8 protein-coding genes and 1 pseudogene are annotated in these 14,570 nt (G+C 55.6%); 5 read left to right on the forward strand and 4 right to left on the reverse strand.

From position 1 onward, the window contains the following. Positions 1 to 667: 667 nt before the first annotated feature. The 3 genes from A3CW_RS0125920 to A3CW_RS51210 all read right to left on the reverse strand — a co-directional run bounded on the left by A3CW_RS0125920 (position 668) and on the right by A3CW_RS51210 (position 7,581). Positions 668 to 1,591 carry a DUF4231 domain-containing protein gene (locus A3CW_RS0125920; protein ID WP_035514012.1) on the reverse strand — a complete coding sequence of 308 codons (924 nt, stop codon included), beginning with the start codon at positions 1,589 to 1,591 and terminating at the stop codon, positions 668 to 670. A gap of 85 nt (positions 1,592 to 1,676) precedes the next feature. Further along, complete coding sequence (locus A3CW_RS50325; RefSeq protein WP_081771813.1) at positions 1,677 to 6,137, reverse strand: nSTAND1 domain-containing NTPase; 4,461 nt, start codon at positions 6,135 to 6,137, stop codon at positions 1,677 to 1,679. Positions 6,138 to 6,144: 7 nt separating this feature from the next. Continuing rightward, positions 6,145 to 7,581, reverse strand: coding sequence for a toll/interleukin-1 receptor domain-containing protein (locus A3CW_RS51210; protein ID WP_081771814.1), 1,437 nt, complete (start codon positions 7,579 to 7,581; stop codon positions 6,145 to 6,147). Between the two features lie 106 nt (positions 7,582 to 7,687). Here A3CW_RS51210 and A3CW_RS47665 point away from each other — a divergent pair. The 4 genes and pseudogenes from A3CW_RS47665 to A3CW_RS0125965 all read left to right on the forward strand — a co-directional run bounded on the left by A3CW_RS47665 (position 7,688) and on the right by A3CW_RS0125965 (position 12,530). Next, positions 7,688 to 8,493 (forward strand): annotated as a pseudogene (locus A3CW_RS47665) (IS5 family transposase). Positions 8,494 to 10,211: 1,718 nt separating this feature from the next. Next, positions 10,212 to 10,466 (forward strand): hypothetical protein, encoded by a 255-nt coding sequence (locus A3CW_RS0125955; RefSeq protein ID WP_028206160.1) that lies wholly within the window; start codon positions 10,212 to 10,214, stop codon positions 10,464 to 10,466. Between the two features lie 59 nt (positions 10,467 to 10,525). Beyond that, entirely contained in the window at positions 10,526 to 11,155 is a 630-nt protein-coding gene (locus A3CW_RS0125960; RefSeq protein WP_154678035.1) for a hypothetical protein, read from the forward strand. A 316-nt stretch (positions 11,156 to 11,471) separates the two neighbouring features. Beyond that, positions 11,472 to 12,530, forward strand: coding sequence for a hypothetical protein (locus tag A3CW_RS0125965; protein ID WP_154678036.1), 1,059 nt, complete (start codon positions 11,472 to 11,474; stop codon positions 12,528 to 12,530). A 457-nt stretch (positions 12,531 to 12,987) separates the two neighbouring features. Here A3CW_RS0125965 and A3CW_RS52505 read toward each other — a convergent pair whose 3' ends face one another. Further along, positions 12,988 to 13,137, reverse strand: coding sequence for a hypothetical protein (locus A3CW_RS52505; RefSeq protein ID WP_154678037.1), 150 nt, complete (start codon positions 13,135 to 13,137; stop codon positions 12,988 to 12,990). 174 nt (positions 13,138 to 13,311) lie between these two features. Here A3CW_RS52505 and A3CW_RS0125970 point away from each other — a divergent pair, with 174 nt between their 5' ends. Continuing rightward, positions 13,312 to 14,499 carry a TIGR03118 family protein gene (locus A3CW_RS0125970; protein ID WP_028206163.1) on the forward strand — a complete coding sequence of 396 codons (1,188 nt, stop codon included), beginning with the start codon at positions 13,312 to 13,314 and terminating at the stop codon, positions 14,497 to 14,499. The last annotated feature ends 71 nt before the right edge of the window (positions 14,500 to 14,570 follow it).

The following is a 14,570-nucleotide window of genomic DNA, read 5'->3' on the forward strand; positions in this document are numbered from 1 at the left end:
CCTGCGACGAACAAGGCCGTGGCTTTTGGGATCTTTTCCATGATTTCTCCTTTGCCGCGAATGAGCGGCGCCATGAGGAACGAACATGTCCCCCCGCGCCCGTCGAACTGATGTGGCGGCCGGCATTCAGGTAGCGCGGAGCATGGATGAGTGTAGGCTTGTTTCAAGTGGCCGAGAGGCATNCCCACGCGGCAGCGAACGGCGATCGGGTTGGTTCTAGTGTGTTGCATCGACCGGTTGAATCCACAAGCTGGAACGGCCATTCGCGCGGTCTCCCCGCTGGCAAGTTGTCGGCCATAGCTGACTTTCAGGCGTTGCGGTTGTTAAGGCAGCTATGAGTTGCGTTTCTGTCGTTCGCACCAATCCCAGCGATTCCAAATCGAGTTCGTCTACGTATGCGTCGACTATCCTGACCGGAGGCACTCAGGCCATCGCGGTCTATACCTTCGACGAATCGCCCCATCTTTGCCTCGCACACCAACGGGCTGATCCAGTCTAAGCGACCGGGACGTAGGTAACCAGGGCGTTTTTACACAGCCTAGGCCGAAAATCGCCCGATGCTCACCGCGCGCTTGTCGTAGCCAGCGATCATCATCCTTATTCCGCTCCATAATAAATCTCTGGTCGTGGATCTGATGCAAGGTCTTTTCTCGACTATTTTCCATCTTCATCTGTGAGCGGCTTTTTTGAGCGTGACAGGCCGGGAGATATAGTCTGCGGCCCACGCCTGGTTCTCGCCAAGCAAAATATTTTCAACATCGTTAATGAAAGCCTTATCCAACGTGATGTCTTGACTTGATTGCATCGCGCTGCGCCATGCGGCGAGACGCATCTGCAATCGGTCTGCAACGAGCCGATAGGTAGCAGCAAGCCGCTGATAGCGCTTCGCAAGTGCATGCGCACCGACGGCAGCAGAGACGGTGCTTAACGTTGCGACCCATGCCCCAACGCTAATGCCCGGAAAATATGCACCCAATGCAGCGAGGATTGCGGCGCATCCACTGAGCAATTGAACCAGCCGTGTGCAGCGCAGCGCGCTGCGTTCGTTGATTGCCGATTTCGGTTCAAAAAAACTTGTCAGTTGCTTCTCGACACGAATCGCAATGTATTCTTGAACTAAGAGCGGGTGGGATGGTTGGTCAAGACCAGGCTTTACGTCCTGGATGCTTAGAGCTGGCACGTCCTCGCCTTCGGCGGTCAACTCATTGAGTTTATCGAGCAGCTTCTGTTCTGGTTTGTCGTCATCGTATGGGGTAGTGCGTGTAGCATAGCGATAACCTTCAGATTTGGCGCGCTCTGCTAGCGCGCGAGCGCGGATCCAATTTTTCTCGCGCGTCGGATCGATCATCGTATTCGCACTCCATGAGGCAAGTGCCATCGACACAGCACTTATGGCACTGAGTATTCGGGCGATCGACCCCGTGTTCGCCATCCATCCGGGGAGTTGTGAGGCTAGCGTCGCAAGCACCGCGCCGGCTACAGTCAGCAAGAGAGTGATGAATCGCCAGCGGTCGAGTTCGGCACGTAACGTCGATGCGCACATCGCCCAGCTTCGATATTTCTCCCACATCAGGTCAAGAGCGGAATCCATCGCCGGTCCTCCTATTGCTCTGCAAACGCAGCCAGCGTTTGGCGAAACATCGATGTTAGATATCGCTTGTAAAGGGCCGGTATGATCAAGGAAGGTATCTGTGGCGTTCGTCGTCTGTAAGCGTTCGACCCAGTTCTGTCATACGTTTCCTTGAGGTTACTATGAGATCTGATGGCGCGATGCATGCCCCACAGTGATAGTTTCTGATTGTGCCTTCGCTTCCAACCGAGATGATGGAGTGTGGATCCTTTCCAAAGGCGACGGCAATTACGGGCTCGGTGTGACCATAGAACTCGCTGACAGCTCGGCCGGTCATTGCGTCCCAAACACGAACCGAATCGTCGTTACTCCCGGTTACGATCCATCTACCGTCGGGACTGAAGGCAATGGCGGAAATCTGATCAGTGTGACCGCGCATCTCCGTCAGCGAAATCTGTTTTCCTGTATCTGCAGCGAACAGCCGGACGGTATTTGAACTGTCGATTGTGGCCACGCGCTTGTCATCGGCACTCATCATTGCAGCCTTAACCGTTGAGTCGTGTCCTTTGAGTCGGGACACTTCCCGCCAGGTTCCGACCTCCCAAACGATGGCTGTTTTATCGAAGCCCGCAGATATTGCATATTTTCCGTCGCGACTGAAAAACACATCCACGACATTACCTGCGTGGCCGACTAGGCGCCGAGGCGACTCGTCGGGCGCTAGCAGGTCAAACACATCGACGGCGGGACTGACACCTCTTTGGACCTGGGCTTCCGGCACGCTATCCTGACAGATTGCGAGCCAACGCCCATCGGGACTTGCCGTGGCACACCGCGCCGTTTCATGAAGCTTGATCTTCACCGGGAGATTCGCATCCGGCTGACCGGAGTCCAAATTCCACACGCTTACCGTTCTCTTAGGTAAGTCCCACAAAAACACATGATTGTTGTCAGCGAAGTCTGCCATGGTGGCTTCACTTTCGTTTGCACCGACCTGCGCAATCTCGGTCCCGGTCTGGCTATCCCAGACTCTGCCTTTTCGATCGTCGTCGAATGTAATAACGCGCTTTCCATCAAGGCTAAACGATGCGCGGCCCGTCTTATGTGCGCCGTTACCGAGCCATACCTTCAGTCTTCCCGTTGAAATATCCCAGATCCGTGGTGTTTTATCTGCGCCAATTGCGAGTACGGTTTTGCCGTCGGGGGAAATGGCGGATTCGTAGTCGGTGTTGGGGAGGGTGATCCGTGCATCCCCCGAATCTCTCCCTTCAGGCAATCCCGAAAGAGCAATTTCTTGCCCCATATCGAAGGTATCCCAGATCCGCACAACACTATCGCTGCTCCATGTCAGGAACTGCCGTGAGTCTTCGCTGATCACGGATAACCAGACGGTTGACTCAGAGGCGAAACTTGCGACCGGTTGGAACGTGGAGGCATTCCATAGTCGAGCTCGGCCATCCTGTCCGATCGTTGCTATCCACCGACCATCCTTGCTGAACCATGCGCTGCGAACTGGCACTTCATCGCCAGTGAGTTTTCTAGATTCCTTGATTGCATCTTCCGACGGATGCTCGAGCGGGTTCTTCCAGATACGTGCGACTCCCGCCTCAATCGTCAGAATCTCTCTACTATCAGGACTGAAAATGGCGGAGCACAGTGGTGTCTCATCTGCAGGAAGATTTAATTGAATGACATGTTTCGGGTCGTCTACTAACAGAACCTGGGCGCTATTGAGTTGAGGCGCCTTATCCGGCTGCTTCTTGCCGAGAGAGCAATATAGAATTTTTGCAACACCAGCCGCACCAATGCCTACGATCTGTTTGCTATCCGGGCTGAATTCAACTTCTTGGACGGGGTGCTTATGATCGCCAATTTCGGCAAGCGGTGTTTCTGATGGGAGATAACGAAGCGCGGCCATGTCCGAACCGTGGGTCGTGACGATATATCGACCATCGGGGCTGAATCGGGCGACCGAGTTTTTTCCCCCTTCATCTTTGAATGACACGATCTCCTCACCCGTTAAGGTATCCCAGACATGCCAACGTGCGTCTCGATCCTCTGCAGCCAGCTTGCTAGAGTCAGGCGCGTATGCTGGACCGGGTACGTTTTGATCGATGGTTTCGTGAATTTCGAGAGGATTCCACAGGGCTGTCTGCCAGACGCGTAAATCTCCGTTTTTAGCGACGGCCATGAGAGTTTTTCCGTCGGGACTGAACGAAGCGTAAGCGGCCGATGCATCCAGTGTTTGAACGACTTTCCCGCTTGTATCCACGATGCGTAGAGTCCCGACGTCGTCAGTGAAGACAAAAAGCGTTGCGTCAGGATTCGAGAACGGATCGCGCTCGTCTGTCCTATGCGTATCGAAGATAGTGGGCTTGACCGCGGGATCAATGCTGCGAATTTCCACGATCCAATCGTTCGGACCGTTTGTTCCAGTCGGGGCCGATCGCTCATAGAGCACCAGTTTCCCGTTCGGTAGCGGCGTTATGCTGTGCACCGACTTCGGAGCAGTCTGCAAACGCAGCTTACTTCGATGCGCTGCCTCTTCAAGTGCGCCATCTGCCTGATGCGTTGGGGAAATGCGCTCGGCCTCCATTGCGAGCAGGAGTCCAAGCTCCGGGTCAACTCCTTGTGCGGCGACAATTGCGTTGGTCGCGACCTCACGTGATCGGGCTTCTTTTCCTAGCGATTCCGCACGAGCGCGCTGGGTGTCGGCTTCCCCTTTTGCGCTCAGCGCGAGTCGCGCCTGATAGTGTGCCTCAGACGCCGCTGCTTGTGCTGCATCTCTTGCTCGCTGAGCCTTCCGTCGCTCCTGTTCGGCAACGTGCTTAGCATCGGTCGCGGTCCGCTCGTTTCGCTGAGCAACAAGCTTTTGGCGTTCGGACTCGGCTTTGGCCAGATCGGCCACCCGTCGACTGTGTTCGGCTTTTGCACTTTGTCGCTCCGCTTCAGCCTGCTGTGCCCTTGCCCAGAAGGCGAGGCTAGTCGTCCCGATTGCCACAACGAGCGCCAAGAGACTTCCAAACTTGATCCACTTATATAGCCGGCGCTGCGTCTCGGCTCGCCTTTCCCGCTCTTCTTCCTCAAACTGCTTCTCGCGCAACCGAATCGCATGCTGTTCGCTTGCTTCGATGAATTCCATCGCAGTACGGAAATCCTCACCGCTGCCATAGCGAGAAGCCCACGCCTCGTCAGGCTCACGGTCGTTCCGCCACTTCAACGCTTCGTCGAGATCGGGACTGCCCCACAAGGCGGACTGGCCTTTTTTCCACGCGGCACTCGTTATCAGTATCCGGCGATACATCGCCGCCGACGCGGCTTCCTCGTCTGCCCATTGGTAAAGCTTGCCCCATCGTCGGATAAGGCTCTCGTGTCCGATATCCAGGACCGTATCTGGCTCAAGCGGCGCGGGTGGCGGTGGCGTGAGGAAACTCCGGTCCGGTTGGCGCAATTGTTCTGCGACAGTGATGACCTCTTGTAGAGTCGCGCCAGCAACTTTCGCGATGTTACACACGCGGGCGGGATGACGTATGTCGCGCTTGCCAATGCCACGCTCCGTTAATCTTGACATCATTACCCGGGCGATTTCCTGTTGCCGAGGGGTCATGCTATCGACGACCTGATCAGCGTGGCTGGATAACGCATTCGATAACGTGCCAACTGCTTCATAGTCGTGCATCGTCACGAGCCGGGGAACGCGCGACGTAGCAGATTTTTTCTGTTGAAGCTCCGCGTCGGTGACTTGTGCCCACATCCTCATCAACACGTGTTGGAGGAGCGGCAACTGGTCCGGATCCGGTCCGACCTCATTTACGAGGTGATTGACGAGTACGGGATCAATTTCGCCTGAGAGCACTCTTGCCGGCCCGGCAATGGCGGCCCGGATCTGCTCCCTCGTCAGACGTGGTGTCAGGTACTGACTTTCGTTAATGACTTCCGGTAAGCCGAGGAAAAGCGCACACTCGCCAAGGAAATCAGACCGCATTGTGATAATCACATATATTGGCACGTCCCTCTGGGCGGCACTTTCGAGAAGAAGCGCGACGAATGCGTCCGCATCGTCCTCATAGCCATTGTCCCGGAAGCGGAAAATCTCCTCGAACTGGTCGACGACAATAAGCAGGTTCTCGGATTCAGGAGTGCGCGCTTCTTGAACGATTTCGACGAGGCCCAATGGTCCTCTGCGCAGCATCGCCCGTATCAGAGCAGTCTCGCTTGCATCAGCTTCGCCACCACTTCCGAGCGCGGACGGGGTTAGAAGGGCTTCTGCGAGCCGCTCGAACGGTCTGTCGCCCGGTCTCATTTCGGCAAATCGCCAGCGTGCTCCGGCATCCGCGAGAAAGCCGGCTTCAAGTGCTGCGACTAGTCCTGCTCGGACCAGTGAAGATTTGCCGCATCCCGATGGTCCAACGACGGCAATGAAACGGGAACGCTGAAGCTTTTCAAGCAACTGATCTGTCTGTTTCTCCCGACCAAAGAAAATTTCGGCTTCATCGTGCCGGAACGGTCGCAGCCCGGGATAAGGTACCGAAACCTGAACCACGCTGCGGCAGACAATCGTTTCCATGGTGGTGCTAGCCTTGAAGCGTGGCCACAAGTTCGCTTACGATTTCCCGTCGAACACCCTCGTGACAGTTGAGGCTGCGCATGTTTGGCAAGAGAAAATCGGGAGGTTGTTTGTCGGGTGGAGGCCCCTCGACGAGCCAAACAGCAGGACGTGGTTCATTGCGTTGGCTCAATATCTTGTGACCTTCAGCAAGCTGACGTCGCACCCAGGTGACGGGCGTGCTGCCGTACACGACGATTAATCCGTCGCACGTCGACAGATTAAGTTCCAAATCTTCGCGGTATTCGGTTGGCTTCATTGATGCATTCATTAGTGGCATCGAATAGCCAATGCCTTCGTCCGCTAAGAGCTGACACACCTGTGCAGCGAACGGACGGTCTTGCAAATCAGAGTTCACAAAAACGAGGATTCCTTGGGAAGCAGGTCGCTTGGGTTCCGGCTGTCGCGTTGCGCCTTCGACTACTGCCCGCTTGAATTCTTCGATAGCACATGCTTGTACATCTTCACCAATCAGAAGATTGAAGTGTTCGGGTGCCGAGGATTTCACCTTTTCAAGGTCCACACCGCGACTGCGCCATTGAAGAATGGGGCATTTTGCCTTACGCGCCAGTTCGAGTTGAACGGCCGCCAAACGTGACGGCCAGCCTAGTGGCTTCTTGCCCGGCCATTCGCTGAGCAGTTGGACGAAGCTTTTACTTTGCGCCAGATCGACTGCCATTCGTCGTGCGTACTCGGCAGGATCGTCACGTGGATAGCATTTCTCGGGCAGAACTCTCAGGTTGTACTGCTTAGCGTAGGTGTCGATTTCCTCCCGGTACTCTTCCAAGTCGTCGGTAACCTCGGCGAGGAAGATCGCCGGTTGTGAGCGCGCGGATGTTCTGCTTTCCGATTGCGTTTGCCGCAATCGCTTTAACTCTGAGCCAAGCTCTGTTCGTAGCTTGTTTAGCGCCGTAAAGTACTCCGGCTCTCCTTTGGGATCCACTATCGGATGTCCCAGGGTTCTCGGATTGCCTCCTGCGTCAAGCGCCCAGAACGTGTACCCAAGCAGCTCGCCGAATTCGGTCGGTAGCTCAGCATATTTTAACTTGTCGATGTCCACTCGGAATATGCGCGAGCCGGCCCGAGATTTCTCGCGGACTGAGTCGAGAAATGCATTGCGTTCACGCGCACACCACTTGGAACTCACGTAGCTCGGCGAAGCTATGACCAGTAGAGTGGCACTTTCGCGCAGTGCTTCTTCGATCTTCGTGGAAAACACTTCATTTCCGGTGAGCTCATGATCCATCCAAATGGATGCATCCTTGCAACCCAAGCCTTTATCGAGAAATTTTTTCAGATGACTTGCGAATATCGAAATCCATCCGTCTCCCGCACCGATCGGTTCATTGTCGATGTGGGCATAGCTGATGAACACGTCATGGTTGTATCCGGTCACGTATGCCATGATTTTTGCAATCCTCGAAATTTCGCGAACCACTGTCGTAAAGAAAAACGTGAAAATGTCTTGAGCGTGTTAGGCACTTCCGGCCAGACCTGGTATCCATCGCTGGATGGCAAAACGCAAACCCTACCCGACCGGTGTGTCGGAGAAGAATGGAGCTTCGCAGTGCCATATCCGACTTGGATGAGCAAAGATGCACCGCAACGCCGATATGAGCTGCGCGAGATGTTCGACGCGTTGCGCTGGGTCGTGCGCGCGGGTGCGCCGTGGCGAATGTTGCCAAATGACTTTCCGCCTTGGGAACTGGTTTATCAACAGGCGCAGCGCTGGATTCAGGCGGGTTGTTTCGAGGCGATGGTGAGCGACTTGCGTTCGATCATCCGCGTCGCGCAGGGCCGCAAGGGCCAACCCAGCGCAGCCATCTTCGATGGACGCACGCTGCAATCGACGTGCGAGAGCACGCCTCGCGCCGGTTACGACGGATACAAACGTAAGCGCGGCAGCAAGGTCCATATAGCCGTCGACACCCTGGGGCAGTTGCTTGCGGTGCATGTGACGCCGGCCAATGAACAGGAGCGCGCACAGGTCAGTGAACTTGCGCGACGTGTGCAGCAGGCTACGGGCCAGATGGTCAAGGTGGCGTTTGCGGAGCAGGAATATACAGGTGAAGAGCCGGCGCAGACGGCGCTCGACGAAGGGATGGAGCTTCAGGTGATCAAGCTTGCAGAGGCGAAAAAGGGGTTTGTGCTGCTGCCACGCCGCTGGGTGGTCGAGCGTAGCTTCGGGTGGCTCAACCGCTTCCGGCGACTGGCCACAGACTACGAGCGATTGCCCGAAACCTTGGCCGGGCTGCACTTCGTCATTTTCGCCGTGCTTATGCTTGTCCACTTTGCAGCCCTTAACAATAGTTCCTAACACGCTCTAGTTTCGTCTCGGATCATCTGTTTCTCTCAGGAGAACGGCTGATCCTTTCTCCGCTTTAATATTCCTCGACGAGAGTCCCATCTGTGCGCTTTCGCGCAGAAGAAGGCGCTTTGTTCGGTTGTTGCGAGTTGCGTGAAAGGGGGCGATCCGTTCGCGAACGGGCGTATGGACGAGCGCGAGATGGAACGTGGTCAGTTTTTTGAGCGAAGATTCATTGCCCGATCTAGTCAGGAATGTACGGACTACTTCTTGAATGTCTGAAGTAATTGACGAAAAATCGGCATCTTCTCGCCAAGTCTGTGGGCGATGAATTTTTAACTTAACGCATGAATCACGTCATTCATCAAGCATAGACGCTTTTTTTTGTGATTAAAGAAGAATAATGGCGGCGATATTTGAACCAGCAGAATCTTGCGAGGATTGCTTACACTCTGGAAAGAAAGTCATGAGGAAGAGTCGGTTGACGGAGGAACAGATGATGACGATCCTGCGCAAGGCAGACAAGACTTCGGTCGTGGAGGTAGCGAAAAGGATTGGGTAAGCGAGCAGACGATCTACCGTTGATTCCTCTGCATTAGGATGATCGTTTCAAGGTGGCGCGCCCCAGGAAGATCAGTGAATCTGGCGGTTCGCGTGAGGGAGGTTTCCGATCGTCGGAAATATTGTCATGTCTCTCACGTCGATGATTTACTCGGGCGTGCCGAAACCAAGGGACTCTTGATGTTCGAGGGCGAACGAACAATCGTGAGGCACGTGCCGTGCACGAGCACTACAAGTCCAGTATGACAGATCCCACCACCGTGGGACGACGCAAAGTCGGCCGATGGGCGTCTGTGGACCTCGCGTCACAAACGCCCTCTCCACTTCAGGACGAGTCATTGATGTTTCCAGACGTCGACAGTCCGCCCGGGATCGAGACCGTGCATCCGCGAGAAGTGATAGCTGACATTCGTGACTATCAACGATCGAATGTCGGGAAAGATACCCTCAGGCGTCCTATTGACATCGAAATCAAAATGTCGGCAATGGCAGAGATGTACCCGTAGGTCATCAGGCAGCAATCGGATGCGGACCAGCCAGTTGCGCTGGCAGTTTTCGCAGGTTCGGTGAACAGCAAGAATCGGCCGATTTCGCTCGAACGAAGTTGTGACAGAGCCGAGCCACACGAAAACAAACGTCGCATCATTTTCGCGCGAAGCGGAGATGAACTCGCCCGACTGTTGGTATCCACGCAGAATTGACCACCTGAGGCCGTACCAACATGGCAGCTTTCGTACGCGGTTTCTCCTATCCGTCTGTATGGTCGCGACCACCCGAAAGTCTGAGCGTCGCGCCAGCAAGTCAGACGCTGTAAAGCTGGCAGAAGGAAACGACCGTATCGTCGCAATAGGTCGGCACGTTAAACGTGGACCCTCCCGTCGTTTATCTGTCGGAAAGGATCGAAATGGCGGTTTGGACCATCAAGCTGTACTCGTAGTTGACACTCGTATGGCCCGGCTCTGATGATTCAAGATGCAGCATCGAGCCCCAGTATGCCTTTTGCATAAAACTCACTGTTGGCGAGATGGCGGCATCAGATCGTGAAGCATCGCGTAGCCGAAAGGCGCCCCGTCCGTTCTTCGCCAAGGACACTCCGAGAGTTGGCTTTCGTACGTGATTCCAACGCCTTTGATCAACCGCCCGATATAGAAAGCAAATTCTCGAGAACGATGGTTCTCGTGATCCCTAGCGTAGAACCGTCGACGCCAGAGGGGAACCTGCTTTGTTATGCGTCCACCCTGGACGCGTTGGAGCGGTTCTTCAACCGTGTGCTGGCTCATTTGGAGCAGGAGGGCGCGTTCGAGGCGAACATGCCGCGCTTTACGCCCGCGAAGCTCGACATCCTGTGCCACCCTGCACTGGAAGGTTTCGAGGTGACACGGGTGGATTGCCTCATCCTCTATGACCAATCGGCTCGCGGCTAAGCTAAAGCTTTGTGAAAAATGTCCGAAAATAAGGATGTATGCACCCAATGACGACGCCTATGGACATTGATCTCTTCTATAAACCCGCAACCGTACTAATAGGCGCTTACGGCGCTGGCAAAGTCTATTTCGACATGTCATCAGGCAAGCTTTCGCGCATGCGTGAGCAGTATCGGTTTGCAAAAGAGTACTTCACCGACAAAGCCAGCGGAGAGGCCGACCACCCATTTCTGAGGGAGAAGGGACTGCAGGGGATCATCGGCGACGATAGCCTCGTTGCTGACGACATTGAGTATTTGCTTCGACTTAAAGAGCCAGCGAAGGCAATCAAATACTACGGGTTAGGGCGACAATATCTTCAACTGTCCTTGACGAACTCGGGGGGCGCCATTGAGTTTCGTCCACGCTATAAGAATGCATGGCCTCGCTTTTGGCGAAAATGGACCTATTTCGGTCTGTATGGTCTTTGTGCATTTTTGGGATATGCGCCAATTGCATTTTCGAAGCAATTGTTCCCTAGCCCACATGGCGTCCTGGCCGCGAGCGCATTAACAATCCCTGTCGGTTCGATCTACGCTTGGATGGCGTTGAAGGCCGCTACCCGAGTGAGTCGCGCTGAAGCCCTGTGTCGATCACAGGCTCTTGCTGAGCCCGTTTCCACTGTCCAGACGCTGATCACTGACCTTTAATGGCAAAGTCGACGCAGAAGAACCGCCGAACTGGGGACCTGCTGGAGCGATATTGAGCAACCGGCTGGGGCGGAGCGCGGTCAGGTAGCCGAGTCCGAGACCTCACACGTATACTGTACCGGCAATAGACAAAGACACGTACGCTAATTGAAAATCATCTAGCGGGCCTCCTGCCGCCAACCGCTGGAAGCCATTCGCGTTCGGTTGTGTCGGTTAGGCCGCGTCCTCGTTGAGCCGCGCTACGATCACGGCGGTTGCATCATCCATGCTTTCCCGAGCAGATGCCCATAGTCCCCATTTCTAAGGGAACGTCAAAATGAACAGAAAAAGCAGCAGGCACCGAGCTTTCAAATTCATTTCCCACACATCGAGTGGAAGTCCCGGACAATGCAATATCACCAATGTGCATGTAGTTCGTGCTGCGGGCTTGGCGATTTTCGGTATGTTCCTTCTGAGTCTCGGGCCTTTATGCGCATTGGCTCGCATTACGTCCGATACGCGCCACACGTCTACGTATGCGCAGCACGTGGTTTCTGCGAACGTCGAAGGTGCAAGTCAGGTGGGAACCGAGGCTGACCCGCTCGAGCCCACGATAAAGTCTCCGGCCGAGGTAGTTAACGATGCCAAGGACCGGGCAGACAAGCTAGCGAAGGATCAACAAAACGTTGACATAAATCGGCAGCTCGTGTGGGTTGGTATCTTGCAGTTCGTAGTCTTTGTTCTTCAATTGGCAGTGTTTGGCTTCCAAGCGTACAAGCTACAGCAAACAGTCAAAGCGTCCGCGGAACAAGCCAGCGATATGAAGGCCTCCGTCCGCGAGTCGGCGAGAGCAGCAGACGCTATGGAGAAGGTCGCAACAAATTCCATGCGGGCCGCACAACACGCGTCGGAAAGCGTAACGGCGTTGAGAGAGCGAACCGCCCAGCAAATGCGTGCCTACCTATCGATTGACATAGGGTCAGCCGTTTATCAGGAGCAAGGCAAGAATCTTCGTTTTGAAGGGAAAGTGCTATTGCGTAACGCAGGACATACGCCTGCCTACCGCGTTTCGCACGCCTGCCGTGCGGGGATCCTACCTATGCCACTTCCCGACAATTTCGATCTTCCTCAACCGACTCAGCCCGCGCGTGGTGGGGGTGTAATCGGCCCCGGTCAAAGTCGCATACTGAGCGCGATGATCGAAGAATTCCTTCCCGATGACGAAGTAGATGCCATCAAAGTCGGAACGGGCCGAGCCTTGTATATTTGGGGTCATGTTACGTATGAGGATGCGTTCGGCGAACCGCGGTACACGAATTTTTGCCAGGCCCTCACCTGGCAACCAAACAACGCTGTTATGGGCTACTTCATTGACAGACACGACGAAGCAAACTGATACCGAAACCCTCCCTCGTCCGCTGCGAGCGGGCACGCGATGACAGTGCTATGCGCGGTTACGGATTAGACGATCTGTTTGCGATGTTGGTACGTCGAAATCCGACATGTATCAGCGTTGAACACTTATCGAAACGTGGCGAACGAAACAAATATCAAAAGAGTTGACCTCGAGTGATCGTTGTCCCGCGCTGATTGGCGAGTACTCGAACGACCGCTTACAAGCGCCGCACGGCTGAGCGTATGGGCAGACATCGAATAACCCATTCTTAACGGGAGTGTGAGTTCGCGATACAGGAAGCTGTCGACCTGCTGCTCGACGCCACCACCGTCGGCAATCCGCCACATTGCTGACGTAGAACTCAGCACGCTGCTATGTCGGTTAAGGCCGACAAGCGCGCGTCGCGCATCGGGCGGGTTTCGAAGTGGACCGGCCGTTCGAGTGACGACTGCATGGCTCAGGCGAGCGGCAGGTCCTGGCCGACCAGACCCGGACGATCGAGCGCAAGGATGATCTCCCGTGCGCGTTTGATGCAAAAGGCACAACCCGTTACCGTCATTCGAGCCTGCGCGACAGTAACGACGGTTTTCGGACGTTCACCGGCCACTCGCACCTCCCTGGCTCGCGAAACCATGAATCGAGTCGAAAAGCCGTGCTTGCCCGCTATCGCGTCATGCGACCGGGTGGCTAGCGGAATTTTTTGCGTCGAGCGGGAATATTTGAAGTGCAGCGGTCGTTTAGCCTGCGGCGATTTCTCGCCAGTCAGACGTGGAGGGAAGTTATGTCTCAGATCTCGTGGGGTCTCAAAGCGGCGGCGGTGATCGTCCTCGCCGCCGGTTTCACAATCGGACATGCTGCTGCCGATGAAGCTTACGTCGTCACACCACTTGTATCCAACCTGGCAGGCTCTGCTCCGAAGGTCGACGGGGTACTGCAGAACGCCTGGGGTATTGCCTTTAGTCCGGCAGGAAGTCCATTCTGGATCAACGACAACGCCACAGGCTGCTCCACGCTTTATGACGGCGCGGGCGCCAAGGTAGCACTGCAGGTTTCCATCCCGCTTCCAGGCAACGTGATACCGGCCAGCGACTGTCATCCCGTCTTTGCCAGCAGGCCACCGAATCCCGCACCTGCGGCGCCGACCGGCATCGTTTGGAATCCTTCGGCGGCATTTCTCGTGCCAGCTACCCAGATCCCGGCCGTATTCATCTTCGCGACCGAAGACGGGACGATTTCCGCTTGGGCCGGTGGGTTGAATCCGGCCAACAACGCCGTGATCGCGGTCGATAACTCGTCCAATCCCACCGCTGCCAACGGGGCCGTCTACAAGGGTCTCGTCTTCGGTGTGAACGCGCGAGGCGCATTCCTGTTTGCGACAAACTTCCGATCGGGCCGGATCGACGTATTCGGGCCGAACGGCACGAATGGTTTGTTTACGCCCGCGATGACGGACGGAGGCTTCGCCGACCCGAACATCCCAGCCGGCTACGCCCCATTTGGTATTGCGAACATCGATGGTGACCTTTTCGTCACCTATGCGCAGCAGAACGGTCAGAAGCATGACGACGTTGCAGGCCGCGGTCATGGATTCGTCGATGTATTCGATACCGACGGCCACCTGCTGCGCCGCTTTGCGAGCCAGGGACCGCTCGACTCGCCGTGGGGCATTACGCGCGCATCGTTTGCGTTCGGCCGCTTCAGCGGCAAGATCCTCATCGGCAACTTCGGCAATGGCCGTATCAATGTCTTCGACAATGACGGCACGTTCGTCGATCAGCTGGAGAACGAGTTCGGCAATCCACTGGCGATTGACGGCCTGTGGACTCTGACACTCGGAGGCGGGCGCAATTCAAGCCCGGACACGCTGTACTTCTCGGCAGGTCCTAACAAGGAGTCAAATGGACTCTTCGGTATCATTGCTCCAGCAAATGGCTCCCAAACACGAACGTCCGCTCAGAACGGGCAATAGCCCGCAGCATGGCTCCCCGGCCAACTCCTGAAGCGCGACAGCGCTAACCATTGACGACGTTGATTCGAGTC

Source organism: Paraburkholderia nodosa DSM 21604 (genome assembly GCF_000519185.1).
GTDB classification, from domain to species: domain Bacteria; phylum Pseudomonadota; class Gammaproteobacteria; order Burkholderiales; family Burkholderiaceae; genus Paraburkholderia; species Paraburkholderia nodosa.